Below are 23,126 nucleotides of genomic sequence, written 5' to 3'. Positions count from 1 at the left end.
CACAACTGGTGCATCAGTGCGAACATTGAGAACATTCAAACAGTTTGAAAGGGTAGCCACATGGCAGCCAAGGACGTAAAATTCAGCCGCGACGCGCGTGAGCGCATCCTGCGCGGCGTCGACATCCTCGCCGACGCGGTCAAGGTCACGTTGGGGCCGAAGGGCCGCAACGTCGTCATCGACAAGAGCTATGGCGCTCCGCGCATCACCAAGGACGGCGTCACCGTCGCCAAGGAAATCGAGCTCAAGGACAAGTTCGAGAATATGGGCGCGCAGATGCTGCGAGAGGTCGCCTCGAAGACCAACGACATCGCCGGCGACGGCACGACCACCGCCACCGTGCTAGCTCAGGCGATCGTCCGCGAAGGCATGAAGTCGGTCGCGGCCGGCATGAACCCAATGGACCTGAAGCGCGGCATCGACCTCGCCGTCACCAGGGTCGTCGAGGATCTCAAGGGCCGCTCGAAGCCGGTCGCCGGATCGAGGGAAGTCGCCCAGGTCGGCAGCATTGCCGCCAACGGCGACACCATCGTCGGCGAAAAGATCGCCGAGGCGATGGACAAGGTCGGCAAGGAAGGCGTCATCACCGTCGAGGAGGCCAAGGGCCTCGAGTTCGAGCTTGATGTCGTCGAAGGCATGCAGTTCGACCGCGGCTATCTCTCGCCCTACTTCATCACCAACCCCGAGAAAATGTCGGTCGAGCTTCAGGATCCCTACATTCTGATCCACGAGAAGAAGCTGTCGAACCTGCAGGCGATGCTCCCGATCCTGGAAGCGGTCGTTCAGTCGGGCCGTCCGCTGCTGATCATCGCCGAGGACATCGAGGGCGAGGCCCTGGCCACGCTGGTCGTCAACAAGCTGCGCGGCGGTCTTAAGGTTGCGGCGGTCAAGGCGCCCGGCTTCGGCGATCGCCGCAAGGCGATGCTCGAGGATATCGCGATCCTCACCGGCGGCGAGATGATCTCGGAAGACCTCGGCATCAAGCTGGAGAATGTCACGGTCGAGATGCTCGGCACCGCGAAGCGCGTGACGATCGACAAGGACAACACCACGCTTGTCGATGGATCGGGCACGCATGAGACGATCAAGGCGCGCACCGAGGCGATCCGCCAGCAGATCGAAAACACCACCAGCGATTACGACAAGGAAAAGCTGCAGGAACGTCTTGCCAAGCTCGCCGGCGGCGTGGCCGTGATCAAGGTCGGCGGCGCGTCTGAGGTCGAGGTCAAGGAGCGCAAGGACCGCGTCGACGACGCGCTCCACGCGACCCGCGCCGCGGTCGAGGAAGGCATCGTTCCTGGTGGCGGGACCGCCCTGCTCTACGCGACCAAGTCGTTGAACGACATGAAGGGCGCCAACGACGACCAGACCCGCGGCATCGATATCATCCGCAAGGCATTGCAGACCCCGCTTCGCCAGATCGCGCAGAATGCGGGCTACGACGGCGCCGTCGTCGCCGGCAACCTGCTGCGCGAGGATGACGAGACGACGGGCTTCAATGCTCAGACCGAGGTATACGAAAACCTCGTCGAAGCCGGCGTGATCGACCCGACCAAGGTCGTGCGCACTGCGCTCCAGGACGCAGCTTCGGTCGCCGGCCTGCTGATCACCACCGAAGCGGCGGTCAGTGAGCTTCCCGAGGACAAGCCGGCAATGCCGATGGGCGGCGGCGGCATGGGCGGCATGGGCGGAATGGACTTCTAAGTCCGAGTTGCCAGCTAGTTTGAAGGGCCGGAGGGCGCGGAAGCGTTCGCCGGCCCTTCTTCGTTGGCGAGATTGTCCAGCATCGATTCGGCATCGTCCAGGCGCTGGTGCTCCTCCGCGGTCGGCGGCGCGACCGTCTCCTCTCGCTGGCAAGCCGCCAGAAGGATCAACAGGAGAAGCAGACGCATTGGCATTCTCTCTCCATGAAAAAGGGCCGCCCGCTGAACCAGCGGACGGCCCTCCTATCGCATCCGAAAGACGCGACAGCGCGAAATTACATCGCGTTGTCGGCGGCGTTCGCAGTCGCGTCGGCAGCGTTTTCAACGGCGTTGCCGGCGTTCTCCGTGGCATTGCCAGCCGCGTCGAGCGCATTGTCGACCGCATTGTCGGCGGCCATCGCATCGGCTTCGACAGCGTTTTCGACGGCGACGTTCTCAACCGCATTCTCAGTTTTCGTTTCGCACGCGGCTAGGCCGAGCGCGAGGACCGCAACGGTCAGTGCAACCTTCTTCATGATCGTTCCATTCCTTGCTTATGGGGACCAGCCCTCTTGCGACGGTCAGTCCGGCTCGGCCTGCCACTAAAAAAGAGGTCAGGCCAGCGCGCCGGAATATAGATGTGCCTTGCGTCACGCAATCGTCATTTGCGGCCGGGCGCCAAACGACCGGTGATGCTCTCGGTGATTGACGGATATAAAGACATGTTTATATCGTTATTCCGTGAGCAGAGAACTTCCCCTTGCCGCCCTTTTCCAGGCGTTGGCCGACCCGACGCGGCTGCGAACCGTCGTCCTGCTGAAAACGATGGAATTGTCGGTCGGCGAGCTGGCGCAGGTCTTAGGGCAAAGCCAGCCGCGGGTATCGCGCCACGTGCGGATCCTGAGCGACGCCGGGCTTGTCGGCCGGCGCAAGGAAGGAAGTTGGGTCTTCCTTCAGCTGGCGGAAACGGCTCGCTCGGCACCCCTGTTCGACCTGTTCGCGGGCTGGGCCGACGGGGAAGCGGAAGCCTTGTTCGCCGGCGACAATGCGCGGCTGGAGGCCGTCAGGATCGACCGCGCCGAGGCCGCCCGCCGCTATTTCGAGGCGCGCGCCTCGACCTGGGACAGCATTCGCGCGCTGCACGTCCCCGACGACGAGGTCGAGCGGGCGATCGAGAAGATGCTCGACGACAAGCCGCTGGGCGCGCTGCTCGACATCGGTACTGGCACCGGACGGATGCTTGAACTGTTCGCGCCGCGCGCCAGAAGCGCGGTCGGCATCGACCGTTCGTCGGACATGCTGCGCCTCGCCCGCGTCAAGCTGGAGGCCGCGGGCATTTGCACGGCCAGCCTTCGCCAGGGCGACATGTACGCGCTGCCGCTAGCGGCCAGCAGCGCCGACAGCATCATCCTCCACCAGGTGCTACATTTTGCCCAGCAACCGGGCGCGGCAATTGCCGAAGCGGCGCGCGTCATGAAGCCGGACGGGCGCTTGCTAGTGATCGATTTTGCCCAGCACGAGCGGGCCGAGCTGCGCGAGCAGGACGCGCACCTTCGCCTCGGCTTTGCGGACGACGCGATGCGCGGCTGGTTCGCCGCCGCCGGGCTAAAGCTCGACCGCATCGAGCGGCTCGAAGGCGGCGAGCTGACGGTAATCCTGTGGCGCGCGACCCAGCCGGTGGCCAAACGCCAGAGGGCGGCGGCATGAACCGTCAGGCCCTCGACGCGCTTGCGGCGCATTCGCCCCTGTTCGCCGAGGCGCGCGGCGATATCGCCGTCAGCTTCGAATTTTTCCCGCCCAAGTCCGACGCCATGGCCGAAACGCTGTGGCACTCTATCGAGACGCTGGCACCGCTTCGGCCGCGCTTCGTCTCGGTCACCTATGGCGCCGGCGGATCGACCCGCGAGCGGACGCACGCGACGGTCGAGCGAATCGTGCGCGACACCGATTTGACGCCGGCTGCGCACTTGACTTGCGTGGGGGCGAGCCGCGGCGAGATCGACGATGTCGCCCGCGCCTATTGGGAAGCGGGCGTCCGCCACGTCGTCGCGCTGCGCGGCGACCCCAGCGAGCCCGGCCAGCCATACGCGCCGCATGCTCAGGGCTATGCCAACGCCGCCGAGCTGGTGGCGGGACTGAAGCAGGTCGCGCCGTTCGACATTTCGGTCGCCGCTTACCCCGAGGTGCATCCCGACTCGGATTGCCCGGATAGCGATCTCGACAATCTTCTGCGCAAGATCGACGCCGGCGCCGACCGGGCAATTACTCAATTCTTCTTCTCGGCCGAAAGCTTCTTTCGTTTTCGCGACCGGGTCGCGGCGCGCGGCGCCGACATCGAGATCGTGCCGGGCATCCTGCCGGTGTCCAACGTCGCCCAGACCCGCCGTTTCGCCGGGATGTGCGGCGCGGCAATCCCCGGATGGATGGACCATTTGTTCGAAGGGCTCGACGATTTGCCCGCCGCGCGGCAGCTGGTCGCGGCGACGCTAGCCGGCGAACTGTGTGGCCAGCTTTACGCCGGCGGGGTTCGCCATTTCCATTTCTACACACTCAACCGTGCCGAGCTGGCCTACGCCATCTGTCACATGCTGGGAGTAAGGGCATGACCCGTTCGACAGGCTCAGGGGGGGTGGCCGCCGCCATCCGCGCCGCCGCCGCGACCCGTATCCTGATCAAGGACGGCCCCTATGGCACGATGATTCAGGACGAGAAGCTGAAGGAAGCCGATTATCGCGGCAAGCTGACCCTCAACCATGATCAGCGCGGCAATAACGACCTGCTGAACCTGACGCGGCCCGATATCATCCGCGCGATCGCCGGGCGTTTCGTCGATGCCGGGGCGGACATTCTCGCTACAAACAGCTTCAACGCGACCCGCATCAGCCAGTCCGATTATGGCGCCGAGCATCTGGTCGTCGACATCAACCGCGCCGCGGCGACGATCATTCGCGAAGTGGTCGATGCCGCCACCGCCGCCGACGGCAAGCCGCGCTGGGTCGTGGGCGCCTGCGGCCCAACCAATAAGACGCTTTCGCTGTCGCCAAAGGTCAATGACCCGGGCTATCGCGAAGTCGACTTTGACGAGGTCAAGGCGGTTTATCGCGAGCAGATCGACGCATTGGTCGAGGGCGGGGTCGACGCGGTTCTGATCGAAACGGTGTTCGACACGTTGAATGCCAAGGCGGCGATCATGGCCGCGCTCGAAGCGGGTGCCGCGCTCGGCCGCGACTTGCCGATCATGATTTCGATGACTCTGACCGATTTGAGCGGCCGCAACCTCTCCGGCCACACGGTTGAGGCGTTCTGGGCGAGCGTGCGCCATGCCCGACCGCTGACCATCGGCCTCAATTGCTCGTTCGGCGCGGCGCAGCTTCGGCCGCACCTTGCCGCGCTTTCGGCCACCGCCGAGACTCTGGTGATGGCCTATCCCAACGCCGGGCTGCCCAATGAGCTTGGCTGTTATGACGAAAGCGCGGAGGAAACCGCGCGCCAGGTGGCGGAATGGTTCGACGCCGGCCTGGTCAACATTGTCGGCGGATGCTGCGGTACGACTCCTCGGCACATCGCCGCGATCACCGGGGCGGCGCGCGATTGCACGCCGCGCGCCGTCCCGTGCGCACCTTCGAGAACAATATTGGCCGGCCTCGAACCGATGATCCTCGCTGCATGACCGATTCCACCGGTGCCGCCGTCGGCGCGCGCTTTGTCAACATCGGTGAGCGGACCAACATCACCGGATCGGCCAAATTCAAGAAACTGATCCTGGCCGGCGATTATGACGCCGCGGTCGAGGTCGCGCGCGATCAGGTCGAGGCCGGAGCGCAGATCATCGACGTCAACATGGACGAGGCGCTGCTCGACGGCGAGGAAGCGATGTCGACCTTCCTCAAACGTCTCGCCGCTGAGCCCGACATCGTCCGCGTGCCAGTGATGATCGACAGCTCGAAGTGGAGCATCATCGAGGCCGGTCTCAAATGCGTGTCGGGCAAGCCGATCGTCAATTCGATCAGCATGAAGGAAGGCGAGTCGGCGTTCCTCGAGCAGGCGGCCAAGGTCCGCTCTTATGGCGCCGCTGTCGTCGTGATGGCCTTCGATGAAGTTGGCCAGGCCGACACCAAGGAGCGCAAGGTCGAGATCTGCAAGCGCGCCTATGCGCTGCTGACGGAGAGCGGCTTCCCGCCCGAAGACATTATCTTCGACCCCAACATCTTCGCCATCGCTACCGGCATCGACGAACATCGCCGTTACGCGATCGACTTCATCGAGGCGTGCCGCGAGATTCGCGTGGCCTGCCCCCACGCCCATATCTCCGGCGGCCTGTCGAATTTGAGCTTCTCTTTTCGCGGCAACGAGCCGGTGCGCAGGGCAATGCATTCGGTATTCCTATTTTATGCCATCCCCGCCGGCCTCGACATGGCGATCGTCAATGCCGGCCAGCTCGACGTCTATGACGCGATCGATCCCGAGCTGCGGGAGGCCTGCGAGGACGTCATTTTCGACCGACTGCCCAATGCGGGCGGCGATGCGACAGAACGGCTGATCGTGCTCGCCGAACGCTATCGCGGGACCGACCCGGTGGCTGAGAAGCAGGCCGCCGAGTGGCGCGGCTGGCCGGTCAAGGAGCGGCTGGCGCATGCGTTGGTCAAGGGTATCGATGCCCATGTCGTCGATGACACCGAGGAAGCGCGTCACCTGTTCGCGCGGCCGATCGAGGTGATCGAAGGCCCGCTGATGCAGGGCATGAACCTGGTCGGCGACCTGTTCGGATCGGGCAAGATGTTCCTGCCGCAGGTGGTCAAGTCGGCGCGGGTGATGAAGAAGGCGGTGGCGCATCTGCTGCCGTTCATCGAGGCCGAGAAGGCACCGGGGGTCGACACGTCGAAGGGCCGCATTGTCATGGCCACGGTCAAGGGCGACGTCCACGACATCGGCAAGAATATCGTCGGCGTCGTCTTGCAGTGCAACGGGTTCGACGTGATCGACCTGGGGGTGATGGTGCCTTGGGTGAAAATCCTCGAGATCGCCAACGAGAATGACGCGGCGATGATCGGGCTTTCTGGGCTGATCACGCCGTCGCTCGATGAAATGGTCACCGTCGCCGAGGAGATGCAGCGCGCCGGCATGACCCGGCCATTGCTGATCGGCGGCGCGACCACCAGCCGGGCGCACACGGCGCTGAGGATCGAGCCAGTTTACTCGGGGCCGGTGGTGCATGTGCTAGACGCCAGTCGCGCGGTCGGGGTGGCGTCTGCCCTTGTCAGCGACGGGCCCAGCCGCGACGAACTGATCCACCGCACCGCCAACGACTATCGCGCCCTGCGCGAAAGCCGCGCGGGCAGGGGGCACAGCGAGCTGTCGCCGCTGATCGAGGCGCGGGCCAACGGCTTCACTCCGGTCCACGACGGCCCGAGCCCGCGGCCGGCCAAGCCGGGTACGCACCGCTTCGACGACTGGCCCCTCGACGACCTTGTCCCGCTGATCGACTGGACGCCCTTCTTCCGCGCGTGGGAATTGGCCGGCAATTATCCGGCGATCCTCGACGATGAAGTGGTTGGCGAAAGCGCGCGCTCGCTGTTCGCCGACGCACAGGCGATGCTGGGGGAGATCGTCGAGAAGAAATGGCTGACGGCTAGGGGTGTCGCCAGCCTGTTCGCGGTGCGCCGCGAAGGCGATGACGTTATCGTCCTTGACCAGCAGCGCACGCGCCTTCCTTTCCTCCGCCAGCAGGTCAAGAAGCGCGCCGGCCGCCCCAACATGTGCCTCGCCGACTTCATCGCCCCGCGTGAGGAAGATTGGCTGGGCGGGTTCGCGGTGGCGATCCATGGCATCGACCCGCACCTCGCGCGGTTCAAGGCCGAGCATGACGATTATCGCGACATATTGCTGAAATCGCTAGCTGACCGGCTGGCCGAGGCGTTCGCCGAGCGGCTTCACCAGCACGTCCGCGCCGACCTGTGGGGCTATGCACCGGGCGAGGCGCTGACCAATGAGCAACTGATCCGCGAGGAGTATAGCGGCTTCCGCCCCGCGCCGGGCTATCCCGCCTGTCCCGATCACAGCTTGAAGCCGTTGCTATTCTCGCTGCTCGGCGAAGGCGCGGCGGGGATCGATTTGACCGAGAATTTCGCGATGTGGCCGACCTCGGCCGTTTCAGGCTTCTACTTCGCCCATCCCGAATGCTCCTATTTTGGCGTGGCGCGGATCGGGCAAGACCAGCTCGAGGAATATGCGGTGCGGCGCGGGGTCGACCTCGACACCGCCAAACGCTGGCTTCGCCCCAACCTCGACTGATGCTAGCGGGGGCGACGATGCTTCGCTTTCTCCTTCTGTTCGCCGCGCTGATTGCCCAGCCTGCGCTGGCGCAATTGCCGCGCGGCAACGCGATCCGGCCGGAGCTGGTCGCGGAAGGACCGGCGCACCCGGGCGGCGAGGTGGAGATCGCGATCCTGATGCACACCAGCCCGGGCTGGCACGGCTACTGGCTCAATCCCGGCGACGCCGGGTTGCCGATGACGATCCAGTGGACGCTGCCCAGGGGCGCAAGCGTCGGACCATTGCGCTACCCGGTGCCATCGAAGCTGCTGGTCGCCGGCATCGTCAATTATGTCTACGAGCGCGACCATGCGATCCTGACCCGGCTCAAGGTTCCCGCCGATGCGTCGGACAACCTGCCAATCCGTGCCGAAGCGCGCTGGCTCGCCTGCACCGATCAGGTCTGCGTGCCCGAAAAGGGCAGCTTCGCGCTCGATCTTTCGGTCGGGGTTGGCCGGCCGACCGCGAATACCCGCTTCGACGATTGGCGCCGCGCTCTGCCGCGACCGCTCGCCAGCACCGCACGGTTCGAAATCAAAGGTGAGAAGGTCGGGATTGCGGTCCCGTTGCCGCGCAACGTGACGATCGGCGAGCCCTATTTCTTTCCGGCCGAGGAGGGCCCGATCGATTATGCCGCGCCGCAAACCTTCCGCCGAGTCGGCGACACGCTGGTGGTCGAACTCAAGCATCGGCGCGGATCCCCACAGCGGCTGACCGGCGTGCTCGCGCTCGGTGACGGTCGCGGGCTGGAGATTGTCGCGGTGCCCGGTGCGGTCCCGCCAGGCGGCAGCCCGATCGGCGCCGTAGGCGCGCTGGGGTTTAACGCCGTCGTCCTGGCGATCCTCGGCGCGCTGGTCGGTGGAATTCTCCTCAACCTGATGCCATGCGTCTTCCCGATCCTTGCCTTGAAGGCGTTGCACTTGGCCAAATCGGGCGGCGACGAGCGCGCGGCGCGGCGCGATTCGATCGCCTATGCGGGCGGCGCGATCGTCGGCACCGGCCTGCTCGGAGCACTGCTGCTCGCGATCCGCGCCGGGGGCAGGTCGGCCGGCTGGGCATTCCAACTGCAGGACCCGCGCACCACTGTTATCCTTCTGCTGCTCGCCACCGCGATCACATTGAACCTACTGCGCATCTTCGAGCTGCCAGTGATCGGCAGCGAGACCCGACCGACCGGCAGCTTTGGTACCGGCGCCCTGGCTGCGTTCGTCGCGACGCCTTGCGCCGGGCCTTTCCTCGGGGCGGCGCTGGGCATTGCCCTGCTGCTGCCCGCCTACGGATCAATCGCGGTGTTCGCGGCGCTGGGATTCGGCCTCGCGCTGCCGTTCGTGGTCGTCGCGTTCGTCCCCGCCCTCCGCCGCCGACTGCCGCAGCCGGGGGCGTGGATGGCGCGGTTGCAGCGCTTCCTCGCTATCCCGATGGCGGCGACTGCGGTTGGCTGCCTGTGGTTGCTTTACCGGCAAGCAGGAATAGCGGCGCTCGGTGTCGGTCTTACTGCGGTCGCGGCGCTGGTATTGCTGCTTGCGTGGGCGGGTAGGCGGCAGCGGCGCGGCGAATCTGGCGGCCTCATGGCGCTCGGCGCCGCGCTATTGCTGAGTGGCGCGGCGGCAATGCTCGTGCCGCAACTGCAGCAGTCCGCGTCGCGCGTTCCCCTCGGCGCCGGAGTATGGAGCGAAGCGGCGGTCCAGCGCGAGCTTGCCGCCGGGCACCCGGCGTTCGTCTATTTCACCGCCGACTGGTGTCTGACCTGCAAAGCCAATGAAGCCGCCGCGATCGAGCGGGAGTCGACCCGCGCGGCGTTCGCCAGGGCGGGGGTCAAGGTGTTGGTCGGCGACTGGACCAACGGCGATCCAGCGATCACCCGCTTCTTGGAAAGCCAGGGGCGAGCCGGGGCGCCGCTCTATCTGTGGTACGAGCCCGGCAAGGCGAAGCCCGAGGAACTGCCGCAAATCCTCACCCCGGGCATGTTGAGTGAACGCGCTGCGAGACAGCGCTAGGGCTCAGCGAGCGGGCTTCGCGTCCGCGCTAGTCCAAGCCTGCTTTCCTGCGACCCAGGTTTCGAGCACTTTCGTCCGCCCGAGATCGCTTGGCGACACCTTGCTCACGTCGCGGTCGACGAGGATGAAGTCGGCGTAGCGGCCGGGATCGAGCGAGCCGATGCGATCTTCCGCGAAGCCGGCATATGCCGCGCCGCGCGTGAAGCCGGCCAGCGCCGCTTCGAAGCTCACCCGCTCTTCGGGTCGCCAGCCGCCCGGGGGCATGCCGTCGAGGCCCTGGCGGCTGATCGCGGCGCTCAGGCCCGGGAAGGGATTGGGCGATTCGACCGGGAAATCGGACCCGAACGCGAGCCGCGCTCCCGACTTCGCGATGGTCGCCCACGCATAGGCGCCCGCCAACCGACTAGGTCCTAGCCGCGCCTCGGCCATGGTCCGGTCGCTGGTCTGGTGGGTCGGCTGCATCGAGGCGATGATCCCGGCCGGCTTCAAGCGTCGAATATCCTTTGGGTCGATGATTTGTGCATGCTCGATCCGCCAGCGCCGGGCGGCGCCATAGCGTTTGGTCAGCCGCTCATAGGCGCCGATCACCTGCGCGTTGGCGGCATCGCCAATGGCGTGGACCGCGATCTGGAAGCCGTGCGCCGCGGCGTCGCCCGCCTGTCTGTCGAGCTCGGCATCGGTCAGGAAACGCAGCCCATTGGTGTCGGGTTTGTCGGCATAAGGCGCCTTGAGCCACGCCCCGCGCGACCCGAGCGCCCCGTCGGCGTAAAGCTTTATCCCCGCCATGCGGAGCCGTCCGCCGTAGAGCCAAGGCGTCGGCTTGCCTCCAGTGATGACCGGCCACGCCTCCGGGCCGGCCGCGTAACTGAGGATGCGGAAGTTAAGTGCGCCTGCATCCCCCAGTCGGCGCATCGCTTTCCAGTCGTCGAGGGACGTGCCCATGTCGGCGACTGCGGTCAGCCCGCTGGACAGGAGAATGCGCTGCGCTTCCTTCAGCGCGCGGTCGCGATCGGCGACACTGGCCGGAGGAATCTTGCCTTCCACCAAGCCGCGCGCGGTGTCTACGAACAGCCCGTTCTCGATCCGCCCGCCCGATGGCGCCTGGGTCGCGGCAGTGACCCCCGCGGCTTTCAGCGCTGCACTGTTGCCGACCGCAGCATGGCCGTCGACCCGCTCGAGCCACACCGGACGCGTGGCGACCACCGCGTCGAGATCGACCGTGGTCGGGAAGCGCTTATCGGCCCACAGTTCCTGGTTCCAGCCGCGCCCGAGGATCCAGCCGGTGCCGGGATTGGCGGTCGCATAATTGCGTAGTCGCTGCTGCATCTCGGCAAGCGATTTGGAGCCGGTGATGTCGAGCTGGATCGCGCCGAGACCGAGCCCCAAGACATGGCCATGGGCGTCGATCAATCCGGGAAGCAGAGTTCGCCCACCTGCGTCGATCCGCTTTTGGGCCTTGGGTGCCCCATCACCCTTTTGAAGCAACCGCTCCACCTTGCCATCGTCGCCGATCAGTAACCCGGTGAAATGTTGCAGCTTACCGTTGGTATCAACCTGAATGCCGTTGGCGTTGGTCACCAACGTATCGGCGAGGGCGGCCACGGGGCTGGTGGCGATGAGCAGCGTGGCAAGCGCGAACGGGGGTTTCAGCATGGCGACGGCATAGCATTGTTTGCTTTGTGCGGAAGGGCTAGGCACCCCAACCGATGAACAATTGCACGACCCGGCCGACCCTGGACGATATTCGCGCCGCCGCCGTTGCCATTGATGGCGCGGTGGTTCGCACGCCCGTCCATTGCAGCCGCACCCTGTCCGAAATGGTCGGTGCCGAAGTCTGGCTGAAGTTCGAGAATCTACAGTTCACCGCCGCCTACAAGGAACGCGGCGCGCTCAACAAATTGCTGCAGCTCAATCCAGACGACCGCCGGCGCGGCGTGGTCGCGGCGTCGGCGGGCAATCATGCACAGGCGGTCGCCTATCACGGCCGGCGGCTCGGCATTCCGGTGACGATTGTGATGCCGGTCAACACGCCGACGATCAAGGTGACCCAGACCGAGGGCCATGGCGCGACGGTCGAGCTGGTCGGCGAGACGTTTGACGAGGCGCACGCACATGCCAGGCAACTCGAGGCCGAGCGCGGGCTGGTCTTCGTCCATCCGTTCGACGATCCGGCGGTGATGGCCGGCGCCGGCACGGTCGCGCTCGAAATGCTAGAGGACGTGCCCGACCTCGACACTTTGGTGGTGCCGATCGGTGGCGGCGGGCTGATCAGCGGAATCGCCACGGCGGCCAAGGCGTTGAAACCAGGCATCGAAATCATCGGGGTCGAAGCGGAACTCTACCCATCGATGAAGAATGTCGTCGAGGACGGCCATGGTGCGATCGGCGGCGACACGTTGGCCGAGGGCATCGCGGTCAAGGAGCCGGGGCAGCTAACCCGCGCCATCATCGCCGATCTGGTCGACCGCATTGACCTGGTCGACGAACGAGCGATCGAGCATGCCGTCGCGCTGCTCGTCGCAATCGAAAAATCGGTGGTCGAAGGGGCGGGTGCAGCAGGCCTCGCGGCGATCCTCGCCAATCCCGAGCGCTACCAGGGGCGCAAGGTCGGGACAATCTTGTGCGGCGGCAATATCGACCCTCATTTGCTGGCCAACGTGCTGGTGCGCGAGCTGGTTCGCTGCGGGCGGATCGCCCGGCTCCGGATCGCGGCGCAGGACAGGCCCGGCGCACTCGCCTCGATCACCGCCTGCTTCCAGGCCAGCGGCGTCAACATCATTGAGGTCCAGCATCAGCGCATCTTCACCCGCCTTCCGGCCAAGGATACGGTGATCGAGGTCGAAGGCGAGGCCCGCGACGCTCGTGCCATCGAACTTCTGGTCGAGCGCCTGGAAGGCGCCGGCTTCGATGTCGAGCGCGCGGAGCTCGATTGAATTAACCTCGTTCCGTCCAGTCGCGGGACAGCATCCCCCCTTAACCCTCTTTTCGTAGTACCAGCCCCTTTCCAACCGCGTTTACCGGTCGCATAAAGAGTTTCGTAACCATTGCGAAAGGCCGGACAGGGTGAGCGCACCATTCCGCTTCCCGAAATTCTTCGTCACCAACCCTTCACCGTGCCCCTATCTTGCGGGCAAGGTCGAGCGGAAGGTGTTCACCGAATTGAACGGCCGCAACTCGGGCGAGCTCAACGAGGCACTTGGCCGCATTGGCTTCCGCCGCTCGCAATCGGTGGCCTATCGGCCCAGCTGCGTGGATTGCTCGGCCTGCGTTTCGGTTCGCGTTGCCGCCGACCGATTCGAGCCTAACGCTACCCAACGCAAGCTGATGCGCCGCCACGCCGATCTGGAGGTCAGCGCTTGCCGTCCGTGGAGCACCGAGGAACAATATGCGCTGCTCCGCACCTATCTCGCCCAGCGGCACCCCGGCGGCGGCATGGCCGAAATGGACGAGCATGATTATGCCGACATGGTAGAGCAGACCCCGGTTCGCACCTATGTCATCGAATATCGCGAGCCGTCGATAGGCGGGCGCCCCGGCAAGCTGGTCGGCGCCTGCCTGAGCGATCAGCAGGGCGATGGGCTGTCGATGATCTACAGCTACTACGATGTCGGCCCGGGATCGCGCAAAGGCCTCGGCACCTTCATCATTCTCGACCACATCATCCGCGCCGCGCGGGCGAACCTTCCCTATGTCTACCTCGGCTACTGGGTCGAAGGGTCGAGCCGAATGGCCTACAAAGCGACCTTCCGTCCGCTCGAGCGTCTTGGCCGCGACGGCTGGCGGTCGATGGACGCAGGCGAGGCCGATGCCCCCAGGATCGACGTCACGCTGCCGACCCGCAGCCCACGCCGCATCCTGGTCGACGCTTAGCCGAACAGTCCCGACACGTCCGCCAACAGCTTCAGGTTGAGGGCGATGATGACCGTCGAAATGACCCAGGCCGCGACCTTGAGCAATGTCGAGTTGACGAACTCGCCCATCTTGCCGCGGTCGCTGGTGAATTTGACCAGCGGTACCACCGCGAACGGTAGCTGAAAGCTCAGCACAACCTGGCTCAGCACAAGCAGCTTGGCCGTTCCTGCCTCGCCGTAAGCGGCGGCGACCGCGACCGCGGGGATGATCGCCAGCACTCGCGTCACGAGGCGGCGAAGCCAGGCGGGAAGGCGGATATTCAAAAAGCCTTCCATCACGATTTGCCCGGCCAGCGTTGCGGTGATCGTCGAATTCTGCCCCGAGGCGAGCAGCGCCACGGCGAACAGGGTGCTGGCCATGCCGAGGCCCAGCATCGGCGTCAGCAGATGATAGGCGTCCTGAATCTCGGCCACCTCGGTCCGCCCTGCTTGGTGGAAGGTGGCGGCGGCGAGAATTAGAATGGCGGCGTTAATGAACAGCGCGAGGCTCAGCGCAATGCTGCTGTCGAGAGTGGCGAAGCGAATCGCCTCGCGCTTGCCCTCGGGATTTTGGTCGAAGCGGCGGGTCTGGACGATCGAACTGTGCAGGTAGAGGTTGTGCGGCATGACGGTCGCGCCGATGATGCCGATGGCGATGTACAGCATGGCTGGATTCGAGACGATTTCGGGTCGCGGCACGAGTCCTCCGGCAATCGCCGCGATGCTCGGCTGAGCAAGCGCGAGTTCGACCGCGAAGCAGCCGCCGATGATGATCAACAGGGCGATGACGAAGGCTTCGAGCCAGCGGAAGCCGCGCTGCTGCAGAAGCAGGATGATCAGCACGTCGAGCGCGGTCAGGATCACGCCCCACACCAGTGGAATCCCGAACAACAGTTGCAGCGCGATGGCGGTCCCCAGCACTTCGGCCAGGTCGCAGGCGATGATCGCCAGTTCGCATAGCAGCCACAGCGCGATACGAACCGGCGGACTATAGTGGGCGCGACACGCTTGGGCGAGGTCGAGCCCGGTGACGATGCCGAGCTTGGCCGACAGCGCCTGCAGCACCATCGCCATGATGTTCGACAGGAGGATAACCGACAGCAAGGTGTAGCCGAAGGCCGAACCCCCGGCCAAGTCAGTCGCCCAGTTGCCCGGGTCCATATAGCCGACCGCGACGAGGTAGCCGGGCCCGGCGAAGGCGCCCATCTTGCGCCAGAAGCCCGCCCCTCGGCCGGGAATCGGCACCGTCTGGAAGGATTCAGGGAGGCTCGCGGCGATTGGGCGTGGCGATACTTCTGCCTTATTCACCCCCGTCGCCATCCTCATCCCCTGCTCCCTGGCCCTGATCGTTAACGCCGTGCCAAGCTATCGGCTTCAGGTCGACCGAATTCTGCCATTAAATCCCTCGGGGAAGAAGCCCCCCGCCATGATGCCCTGCGCCGGATTGCCATAGATGATGTTGAGCGCGTGCTGCGGGGTTCGCCCGAACGCAATCCCGTTCTGGTTGGTTGGTGTGATGTTGGCCAAGGCACCGACCTTGACCGGGGGCTGATCGAGATCCTGCGGGCCATCGAGCCGGTCGCGAAATTCGGAGATGGCGGCGGCGCGCGACCGCCACGTATCGCCCATCTTGTAGATGACCGATCGAATTGCTCCCATGTGATAGCCTTCGCTGCCGAGCAGGCCAGCGGCGGATTCGCGCAGGGTCAGGCTGCGCAACTTGCGCGCCGATCCCTTGAGCACGCTGATTCCAACGTCCTCGAACAACATGCCGCCGAGGAAGAAATCCATCTCGTTGCCGAACGGATCGAAGTCCGACAGTCCAGCCGCGGCGGCAACCGCGGCGAATCCCGCGTCCATATCGATCGGTGGCCGCTTGGACGCCTGGCTGCCGGTTATGGCCCGCACGAAATTGATATGCGCGACCTCGTTGCCGGCAATGTTCTTGATCATGCCTTCGCGCACCGGGTTAGAGAACTGGACCTTGCGGCCGCCCTTTACCGGTGCCCCGAACGATGTTCGAAACACCACATCAACGGTCGTGCCGAGCCCGCGCAGATAATAATCGGTTTCGAGATATTCGAGGTTCAGGGCGAAGTTGAAAAGGTCGACGTCGGTCGAACTTTCCGCCTGTTGCGCTACCGCTTCATTGAGCGGGAAAGCGGTCGATGCGGCGAGCACGCCAACGGCGGCAAGCGCTGCCTGGCCATTCGACAAGCCGAACAGCGAGCGCCGATCCTGGCCGATCTGTTCCATTCAGGCACTCCTCGTCTGGGCTGGATACATGGCGTGGCGAACGACACCCTGGACGCCATTGGGGAAGAAGCCGCCGCGATTCGCTTCCGGATCGGGATTCATGAAGACGATGTTGAGGACATCCTGCGGTGGGCGCGGGAAACTGCGACCTTGGGGATCGGTCGGCGCAATGACGACTTCGCCTTGGAACACCTCGCCGGCGCTAATGGCCTGCTCCTTCGGTCCCGGGACGGTATGGACGCTCGACCGGTTCGGCCGGCGGTTGTTCGGGCCTTCGGCTGCGCCGCGAGCGCGTGAAATGCCGTCGGCGGCGGCGACCATCCGTGGTCCCATCTCGGCTATCGTCGCGCGAATCGCGCCGGCGTGATATGCTTCGATCGCAAGAATCCCGGCCGCCGCTTCGATTGAATCATCGTCGGCGATCAGATCGCTGCCGCCGGCATAAGCCGTCACACCGACATCCTCGAAGATAAAGGCGCCGAGGATGTAGGACTCCTCGTCGGCGAAGGGGTCGAAGTTGGGACCGAGGCCGGCTTGCATGCCGAGCGTCCGGAAGCTGGTCTGGAGGTCGATCACCGGTCGGTTGATCTCGACCAGCGGCGAAGAGGAAATCGTTTGCCGGATGAACCGCACATGGTTGGTTTCATCCTCAGTGATTTCGGCGAACATCTCGGCGATCCACGGCGTGCGGAACTGTACGCGGCGGCCGCCGATCACTGCGCCCGGATTGGGGCCGATCAGCTCGCCGGGCAAGCCTTCGCCATAGACGCCGCGACGATAGAATTCGGCCTCGAGATATTCGAGGTTGAGTGCGAAATTATAGACGGCGGGGTCGGTTAGCGGATTGGGTAACAGTGCAAGGCCGAGATTTTGCGGGATCAGGTCGGCACAGCCGGCGAGCCCGGCTCCCATCAGGCCGGCGGACATCATCCGCAGCGCCTGCCGCCTAGTGGGATCGAGGCTAATATAGTCCATAATCGAACTCCGCTGCCAACCCCTCGGCTGGCATTGGAAACCGCCCTCGACCTCCGCCAGTTCCCCGGACGCCGCCAATCTTACAAATAAACCTCTGAAGAAGATCGCCAGTCCCAATAGAAAACGGCGGCGCGTCGCCGCACCGCCGTTCCTTGGCTGTCCCGAATTCGTGGGTATCAGGCGACCGCAGCGACCTCGGTCGTTGCGCTATCGCCCTCGACCTCGCGCAGCACATAGCCGCGGCCCCAGACGGTTTCGATGTAATTGTCGCCGCCGCACGCAAGGCTCAATTTCTTGCGCAGCTTGCAGATGAATACGTCGATAATCTTCAACTCGGGTTCGTCCATGCCGCCGTAGAGGTGGTTGAGGAACATTTCCTTGGTCAGCGTCGTGCCCTTGCGGAGCGAAAGCAGCTCCAGCATCGCATATTCCTTGCCCGTCAGATGGACGCGGCTGCCGTCGACTTCGACCGTCTTGGCATCGAGGTTGACCGCCAGCTTGCCGGTGCGGATGACCGACTGGCTGTGGCCCTTCGAGCGGCGGACGATGGCGTGGATGCGCGCGACCAATTCGTCGCGGTGGAACGGTTTGGTGACATAATCGTCGGCGCCGAAGCCCAGCGCGCGGACCTTGCTGTCCATCTCGCCGATGCCGGAAAGGATGAGGACCGGTGTGCCGACCTTGGCGGTGCGCAATTTCTTGAGCACGTCGTAGCCATGCATGTCGGGCAGGTTCAGATCGAGCAGGATAATGTCGTAATCATAGAGCTTGCCAAGATCGAGGCCTTCTTCGCCAAGATCGGTGGTGTAGACGTTGAAGCCTTCGGTCCCGAGCATCAGCTCGATGCTCTTGGCGATGGTCGCTTCGTCTTCGATCAGCAGTACGCGCATTGCTCAAGTCCCCCGTCCAGATCCCCGTCCCAAGGCGCGTCCAAAAAAGGTTTCGCGCTCTTAACGAGAACTAAGCGTCCATTAACCATGCCGTTTCTCGGCGCAAAAGGTTAATGTTGCGTAAAGCTAGGTAAATGCCCGGAAACGTTGCAGCGCTGCATCACCTGCCCTTCCCTTGCAGGGGCCGGGATCAGGTGGCATCGCCTCTGCGTATGACGCTGGAAGACCTGATCCTGTTCATCGATGGCGAGGCGATCGTGATCGACAAGCCGGCGGGCCTGCCGGTCGACCCCCCGCGCAATGGCGGTCCGAGCGTCGAAGCGCGGGCGTTTGAATTGAGCCTCGGCTTCAAACGGCCGCCGACGGCGATGCACCGGCTCGACCGCGACACCTCGGGCTGCCTCTTGTTCGCGCGCAATCCGAAGGCGCGGGCGCGTTTCCAGCAGGCCTTTGAGGCCGGCACGGTCGAGAAAACCTACATTGCGGTGGTCGTGGGCGAGACGCCGGGGGAAGCGGGGACGATCGACTTGCCAGTCGCCAAGGTTTCCAGCGCGGCCGAGGGCTGGCGGATGGTGGTCGACGAGGGCGGCAAGCGCGCGGTGACACATTGGCGGCGGATTGCCGTGGAAGGGGGGCAGAGCCTCGTCGAATTTAAGCCCGAAACTGGCCGCACGCACCAGATCCGCGTTCATGCCGCCCGCGGGCTGGGCGCGGCGATCGTCGGCGATCCGGTTTACGGCTCGGGCGATCGGCCGATGCTGCTCCACGCCTGGAAGCTCAGGGTGCCGCGCGACCCCAAGCCGGCGATCGACGTGATGGCGAAAATCCCCGATAGCTTCGGCCTGTGGCTGGACATGATCGATGACCATTGACGCCAGCCCCGAGGAAGCGCTGTCCGAAAAATTCCTCGCCGCGACCGGGCCGGGCGGGCAGAACGTCAACAAGGTCGCAACCGCCTGCCAGCTGCGCTGCGACGTCTATAAGCTTGGACTCAGCCCCGAAGTTTACGCCAGGCTCAAGGTCATCGCCGGGAGCAAGCTGACCACCGGCGGCGAGTTGGTCATCACCGCTCGGCGCTACCGCACCCAGGAGGCGAACCGCGAGGATGCGAGGGCAAGACTGGCGAAAATGATCGCCGAGGCCCATATTGTGCAGGCCAAGCGCAAGACCACGCGCCCGTCGCGCGCCGCCAAGGCCAGGCGCGTCGACGAAAAAAAAGGCCGCAGCCAGGTCAAGGCGGGCCGTGGGAAGGTGAGCTGGGACTGATGTACGACTTCAAGATCGAGGCGGCCGACAAGGCGACACTCTACGCCGACCTCGCCTCGGCGCTCGAGGGACTGGTCGCGGGCGAGTCCGACGGCATCGCCAATATGGCCAATACGACGGCGCTGATCATGGAAACGCTGCCCGACCTCAACTGGGTGGGCTTTTACCGCAATATCGGCGGCGAATTGGTGCTGGGGCCGTTCCAGGGCCGCGCGGCCTGCATCCGCATTCCCTTCGGCCAGGGCGTGTGCGGCGTCGCCGCGGCGACCCGCCAGGTCCAACGCGTCGAGGATGTCCATGCCTTCCCGACCCACATCGCCTGCGATTCCGCGTCGAATAGCGAAATCGTGGTGCCGATCATGCGCGACGGCGAGTTGATCGCGGTGCTCGACCTCGACAGCCCTTCGCTCGCCAGGTTCGATGAAGAGGATGAGGCCGGATGCGTCCGGCTGGGTGAAATTCTCAGCGCCGCAATTTAAGACGGCTAACTCAAATGTTCGAGCTGGTCGTCGGTTAGCGATCCAGGGATGATCATCAGCGGGCAGGGCAGCTTGCCGGCGTCGTTGCCGGTGAAGTCGGCGACCAGGGCCCCGGGCTTGCCCGCCGGCGCGGCGCCAAGGACCAGCGCGGCGATGTCGTCGCGTGTGCCGACATAGGCCCGCACGACCGTCACCGGATCCCCTTCGCGCACCACAATTTCGGGCTTGATCCCTGCCGCATCGACGATCTCACCGACCGAGGCGGCGACGCTAGCCTCGATCCTGAGGCGCTGCTCTTCCTCGATCGCTGCCTGCACTCCGCCCCATTGGACGAAATCCTGCGGCTGAACCACGGCGAGCACTTCGACCGCTCCGCCAGTCTTGGCGGCGCGGCGCGCGGCGAAGCGCAGCGCCACCCGCGCTTCGGCGCTGTCGTCGATCACCACCAGATAGGTGCGCGCCATGCCCGATCCCCCCTTGAGCGCGAGGCTGCGCCAAAGCGGTTCATCTGACAAGCGGCCATCCGCGATTCCGCCGCCCTCTTGACCCCACCCGCCGCTTTGGCCTTTGTGCCCGGCGAGTCTCCAGCCAAAGAAGTGCCCATGACGATCGAACTCAAAATGCCCGCCCTGTCGCCGACGATGGAGGAAGGAACCCTCGCCAAATGGCTGGTTAAGGTCGGCGACTCCGTGTCGTCGGGCGATATCCTGGCCGAGATCGAAACCGACAAAGCGACGATGGAATTCGAAGCGGTTGACGAGGGGACAATCGCGCAGATTTTGGTCCCGGAAGGCTCGGATGGGGTGAAGGTCGGCACGCCGATTGCGATTTTGGCGGGCGAGGGGGAAGATGCTAGCGACGCTGCTGCCGGGGGCAGCAGCCAAAGCGCATCTGTCAGCCCCTCTCCCCTCGCGGCAGAGGGAAAGGCTGGCGCAGCCAGCCAGGGTGAGGGGGCGCAACCTGGGCCCGCACCCGCCCCTCCGTCGAAAGGTGGCGGTGAAACTCCTTCAGCACCCCCTCACCCCGCTCAGCCTGCGGCTGAGTCGCCCTCTCCCTCAAGGGGAGAGGGGAGCGATAGAATCAAAGCCTCGCCTCTCGCGCGTCGTCTCGCCGAGGCGCAGGGGATTGATCTTGCTAGCCTCAAGGGCAGCGGGCCGGACGGGCGGATTGTTCGCGCCGATCTGGGTAGCGCCGGTGGCGGCGCTCAGGCCGCTACAGCCGCGCAAGCCGCGGCGCCGGCTGCGCCCGCCAAACCGTTCGAAACCGACATTCCGCACGAAACGGTCAAGCTCAGCAATATGCGCAAGACCATCGCGCGGCGGCTGACCGAGTCGAAGCAGCAAGTGCCGCACATTTACCTGACGGTCGATATCCAGCTCGATGCGCTGTTGAAGCTACGCGGTGAGCTCAACGCGGGCCTCGCCGCGCGGAACATCAAACTGTCGGTCAACGACATGCTGATCAAGGCTCTGGCGTTAAGCCTGATCGAAGTCCCCGAATGCAACGTCAGCTTCGCCGGCGACACGCTGATCACATACAGCCGCGCCGACATCTCGGTCGCGGTGAGTATCGACGGCGGGCTGATCACCCCGATCGTGGTCGGTGCCGAGACCAAGGCGATTTCCGCGATTTCGAAAGAAATGACCGACCTCGCCGGTCGCGCCAAGGAGGGCAAGCTGGCTCCGAACGAATATCAGGGCGGCACCGCCAGCCTGTCGAACATGGGCATGTATGGAATCAAGCAGTTCGAGGCCGTCATCAACCCGCCGCAGGGCATGATCATGGCCATAGGCGCGGGCGAAAAGCGGCCCTATGTGATCGATGACAGCCTGCAGATCGCGACCATCATGAGCGCGACCGGCAGCTTCGACCACCGCGCCATCGACGGCGCCGACGGGGCACGGCTGATGAAGGCGTTCAAGGCGCTGGTGGAGACGCCGCTGGGGCTGGTGGCTTGAAAATTGCCTTCGACCAGTTGCGAAAAGCCTTGTTGTTTGTGCTTGCGATTTTGGGCGGAGGCATACTTGCTAGTTTTCTGTCCATAGTTTGGGACTTGCCCTCGAGTGCTGATCAGACGAGTGTCTTAGTGATGCTCGGAATCGCCGGGACCTACGTGATTTTCGGGGCATTTCCAGCTCTGTTCTTTGGCTTGCCGGCCATCCGATTCCTTAGACGTCGCGCCTACTCTCTGTTGCCCGCGACAGGAGTTCTCACTGTCGGCGGCGGCATCGTCGGTGCGCTCTTGATGTTCGTGACATTCGGCATGTTCAAAACGTTCGGAGTCTTCGAACAGTTCGGAGCGATCGCAGGCGCGTCGATCGGTTTTGTGCTCGGCCTCCTTTTCTTTGCCCGATCACCACCGACGGCAACGACATGAGGGTCCCCCTCATCCGCGTCACCGCCATGCCAGCCGACACCAACCCCTATGGCGGGGTGTTCGGGGGGTGGCTGATGAGCCAGATGGCGCTCGCTGCGGGGAGCCTCGCTTCGCGCCACTCGCGCGGCAAGGCGGTGGTGGTGGCGGCGGACGAATTGCGCTTCATCGGGCCGATGGGGGTCGGGGATGAGCTGAGCGTCTTCGCCGAGCTGGTGAAACAGGGCCGAAGCTCGATGCGCATCGCGGTCGAGGCGGTGGCTCGCGAGCGGGATGGGGATAGGGAGACGAAGGTCGCGAGCGGGGAGTTTACGTTCGTGGCGTTGGACGAAAACGGCCGACCTCGCGCAGTCCCCTCACCCCGCTCGGCTGACGCCGAGTCGACCCTCTCCCGCAAGGGGAGAGGGGAGTGACGAGCAAGCCTCCTCCCTCTCCCCTCGCGGGAGAGGGACAGCCGTCGCGCAGCGACGGCAGGGTGAGGGCACGGCGCAAGTTGATGCAGACCCGCGCGAAGGCGATGCGCCATGAGGCGACTCCGGCAGAGGGTATAGTGTGGCAATTGCTCCGCGACCGGCGGCTCGAGGGATGCAAGTTCCGCCGCCAGCTGACGATCGAACCCTATATCGTCGACTTTGTCTGCCTTGAGCAGCGGCTGATCGTCGAAGTTGATGGCGGCCAGCATAGCGATAGCAAATTGGACGAACGACGTGATGCGTTTCTTCGCGCTGAAGGCTTTTCAGTGCTGCGCTTCTGGAAATATGATGTCCTGACGAATCCGGCTGGTGTGTTCGACATGATCATGGCCGCACTCACCGCCCCTCACCCTCCCAAGCCTTCGGCTTGGGCCCCTCCCTCTCCCGCAGGGGGAGAGGGGCTTGGAGCTTCGCATGGCTGACACCTACGACCTCATCGTCCTCGGCTCTGGGCCCGGCGGATACGTCGCCGCCATCCGCGCGGCGCAGCTGGGGCTCAGGACAGCGATCGTCGAGCGGGAGAATCTGGGGG

24 protein-coding genes are annotated in these 23,126 nt (G+C 64.8%); 16 read left to right on the top strand and 8 right to left on the bottom strand.

The genetic code is table 11. The features are described from left to right. The first annotated feature begins 60 nt into the window (after positions 1-60). Entirely contained in the window at positions 61-1,704 is a 1,644-nt protein-coding gene (gene groL / locus H0W65_RS02300; protein ID WP_294003399.1) for a chaperonin GroEL, read from the top strand. Between the two features lie 14 nt (positions 1,705-1,718). On the opposite strand, the gene H0W65_RS02295 is transcribed toward groL, so the two are convergent. Both H0W65_RS02295 and H0W65_RS02290 read right to left on the bottom strand, forming a co-directional pair. Next, positions 1,719-1,892 (bottom strand): hypothetical protein, encoded by a 174-nt coding sequence (locus tag H0W65_RS02295; protein ID WP_294003398.1) that lies wholly within the window; start codon positions 1,890-1,892, stop codon positions 1,719-1,721. Between the two features lie 86 nt (positions 1,893-1,978). Continuing rightward, positions 1,979-2,218, bottom strand: a complete 240-nt coding sequence (locus H0W65_RS02290; RefSeq protein ID WP_367120111.1) for a circumsporozoite protein — start codon at positions 2,216-2,218, stop codon at positions 1,979-1,981. A gap of 205 nt (positions 2,219-2,423) precedes the next feature. On the opposite strand from H0W65_RS02290, the gene H0W65_RS02285 reads away from it, so the two are divergent. From H0W65_RS02285 to H0W65_RS02265, 5 genes are read left to right on the top strand one after another with little or no spacing between them, the layout of a single operon-like run. Then, complete coding sequence (locus tag H0W65_RS02285) at positions 2,424-3,389, top strand: metalloregulator ArsR/SmtB family transcription factor (protein ID WP_294003396.1); 966 nt, start codon at positions 2,424-2,426, stop codon at positions 3,387-3,389. Further along, entirely contained in the window at positions 3,386-4,288 is a 903-nt protein-coding gene (gene metF, locus H0W65_RS02280) for a methylenetetrahydrofolate reductase [NAD(P)H] (RefSeq protein WP_294003394.1), read from the top strand. The genes H0W65_RS02285 and metF overlap by 4 nt, the downstream gene beginning before the upstream one ends. Then, positions 4,285-5,352 carry a homocysteine S-methyltransferase family protein gene (locus tag H0W65_RS02275; protein ID WP_294003393.1) on the top strand — a complete coding sequence of 356 codons (1,068 nt, stop codon included), beginning with the start codon at positions 4,285-4,287 and terminating at the stop codon, positions 5,350-5,352. Before metF ends, H0W65_RS02275 begins: the two co-directional genes overlap by 4 nt. Beyond that, on the top strand, positions 5,349-7,973 hold the full coding sequence (gene metH / locus H0W65_RS02270; RefSeq protein WP_294003392.1) for a methionine synthase: 2,625 nt from the start codon (positions 5,349-5,351) through the stop codon (positions 7,971-7,973). Before H0W65_RS02275 ends, metH begins: the two co-directional genes overlap by 4 nt. Before the next feature lie 17 nt (positions 7,974-7,990). After that, complete coding sequence (locus H0W65_RS02265) at positions 7,991-9,991, top strand: protein-disulfide reductase DsbD (protein WP_294003390.1); 2,001 nt, start codon at positions 7,991-7,993, stop codon at positions 9,989-9,991. 3 nt (positions 9,992-9,994) lie between these two features. Here the strand turns inward: H0W65_RS02265 and H0W65_RS02260 are convergent, their stop codons facing one another. Next, complete coding sequence (locus tag H0W65_RS02260; protein ID WP_294003388.1) at positions 9,995-11,644, bottom strand: amidohydrolase; 1,650 nt, start codon at positions 11,642-11,644, stop codon at positions 9,995-9,997. Between the two features lie 53 nt (positions 11,645-11,697). Here H0W65_RS02260 and H0W65_RS02255 point away from each other — a divergent pair, with 53 nt between their 5' ends. Beyond that, positions 11,698-12,924 carry a threonine ammonia-lyase gene (locus H0W65_RS02255; RefSeq protein ID WP_294003387.1) on the top strand — a complete coding sequence of 409 codons (1,227 nt, stop codon included), beginning with the start codon at positions 11,698-11,700 and terminating at the stop codon, positions 12,922-12,924. Between the two features lie 130 nt (positions 12,925-13,054). Next, positions 13,055-13,861: an arginyltransferase gene (locus H0W65_RS02250; RefSeq protein WP_294003386.1), complete on the top strand. Its 807-nt coding sequence runs from the start codon at positions 13,055-13,057 to the stop codon at positions 13,859-13,861. Here H0W65_RS02250 and H0W65_RS02245 read toward each other — a convergent pair. The 4 genes from H0W65_RS02245 to ctrA all read right to left on the bottom strand — a co-directional run bounded on the left by H0W65_RS02245 (position 13,858) and on the right by ctrA (position 18,002). Then, positions 13,858-15,189 carry an Nramp family divalent metal transporter gene (locus H0W65_RS02245; RefSeq protein ID WP_294003385.1) on the bottom strand — a complete coding sequence of 444 codons (1,332 nt, stop codon included), beginning with the start codon at positions 15,187-15,189 and terminating at the stop codon, positions 13,858-13,860. The two genes, H0W65_RS02250 and H0W65_RS02245, sit on opposite strands and share 4 nt — an antisense overlap. A 66-nt stretch (positions 15,190-15,255) precedes the next feature. Further along, a complete protein-coding gene (locus H0W65_RS02240) occupies positions 15,256-16,137 on the bottom strand; it encodes a ferritin-like domain-containing protein (RefSeq protein WP_294003383.1) in 882 nt (293 codons plus the stop codon). After that, entirely contained in the window at positions 16,138-17,112 is a 975-nt protein-coding gene (locus H0W65_RS02235) for a ferritin-like domain-containing protein (RefSeq protein ID WP_294003381.1), read from the bottom strand. Between the two features lie 176 nt (positions 17,113-17,288). Continuing rightward, positions 17,289-18,002 carry a response regulator transcription factor CtrA gene (gene ctrA, locus H0W65_RS02230; protein ID WP_294003379.1) on the bottom strand — a complete coding sequence of 238 codons (714 nt, stop codon included), beginning with the start codon at positions 18,000-18,002 and terminating at the stop codon, positions 17,289-17,291. 212 nt (positions 18,003-18,214) lie between these two features. On the opposite strand from ctrA, the gene H0W65_RS02225 reads away from it, so the two are divergent. Genes H0W65_RS02225 through H0W65_RS02215 form a run of 3 tightly spaced genes read left to right on the top strand, consistent with a single transcriptional unit; the run spans position 18,215 to position 19,747 of the window. Continuing rightward, complete coding sequence (locus H0W65_RS02225; RefSeq protein WP_294003377.1) at positions 18,215-18,874, top strand: RluA family pseudouridine synthase; 660 nt, start codon at positions 18,215-18,217, stop codon at positions 18,872-18,874. Continuing rightward, positions 18,864-19,268, top strand: coding sequence for an alternative ribosome rescue aminoacyl-tRNA hydrolase ArfB (arfB, locus tag H0W65_RS02220; RefSeq protein ID WP_294003375.1), 405 nt, complete (start codon positions 18,864-18,866; stop codon positions 19,266-19,268). Before H0W65_RS02225 ends, arfB begins: the two co-directional genes overlap by 11 nt. Further along, positions 19,268-19,747: a GAF domain-containing protein gene (locus H0W65_RS02215; RefSeq protein ID WP_294003373.1), complete on the top strand. Its 480-nt coding sequence runs from the start codon at positions 19,268-19,270 to the stop codon at positions 19,745-19,747. Before arfB ends, H0W65_RS02215 begins: the two co-directional genes overlap by 1 nt. A gap of 5 nt (positions 19,748-19,752) precedes the next feature. Here the strand turns inward: H0W65_RS02215 and H0W65_RS02210 are convergent, their stop codons facing one another. Continuing rightward, entirely contained in the window at positions 19,753-20,211 is a 459-nt protein-coding gene (locus tag H0W65_RS02210; RefSeq protein WP_294003372.1) for a universal stress protein, read from the bottom strand. Positions 20,212-20,349: 138 nt separating this feature from the next. Between H0W65_RS02210 and H0W65_RS02205 the strand changes: the two genes are divergently transcribed. The 5 genes from H0W65_RS02205 to H0W65_RS02185 form a co-directional block, all read left to right on the top strand. After that, on the top strand, positions 20,350-21,705 hold the full coding sequence (locus H0W65_RS02205) for a pyruvate dehydrogenase complex dihydrolipoamide acetyltransferase (protein ID WP_294003371.1): 1,356 nt from the start codon (positions 20,350-20,352) through the stop codon (positions 21,703-21,705). 131 nt (positions 21,706-21,836) lie between these two features. Further along, positions 21,837-22,124 (top strand): hypothetical protein, encoded by a 288-nt coding sequence (locus H0W65_RS02200; protein ID WP_294003370.1) that lies wholly within the window; start codon positions 21,837-21,839, stop codon positions 22,122-22,124. Continuing rightward, on the top strand, positions 22,121-22,534 hold the full coding sequence (locus tag H0W65_RS02195) for an acyl-CoA thioesterase (protein WP_294003368.1): 414 nt from the start codon (positions 22,121-22,123) through the stop codon (positions 22,532-22,534). The genes H0W65_RS02200 and H0W65_RS02195 overlap by 4 nt, the downstream gene beginning before the upstream one ends. Continuing rightward, on the top strand, positions 22,531-23,016 hold the full coding sequence (locus H0W65_RS02190; protein ID WP_294003366.1) for an endonuclease domain-containing protein: 486 nt from the start codon (positions 22,531-22,533) through the stop codon (positions 23,014-23,016). Before H0W65_RS02195 ends, H0W65_RS02190 begins: the two co-directional genes overlap by 4 nt. Next, the coding region (locus H0W65_RS02185; RefSeq protein ID WP_294003492.1) for an FAD-dependent oxidoreductase at positions 23,009-23,126 on the top strand (118 nt) is incomplete at its 3' end. The genes H0W65_RS02190 and H0W65_RS02185, both read left to right, overlap by 8 nt.

Source organism: Sphingomonas sp. (assembly GCF_013816785.1).
Lineage (GTDB): Bacteria > Pseudomonadota > Alphaproteobacteria > Sphingomonadales > Sphingomonadaceae > Sphingomicrobium.
Note: the sequence above shows the minus strand (reverse complement) of the source record. Positions and strands in the feature narration are given on the sequence as shown.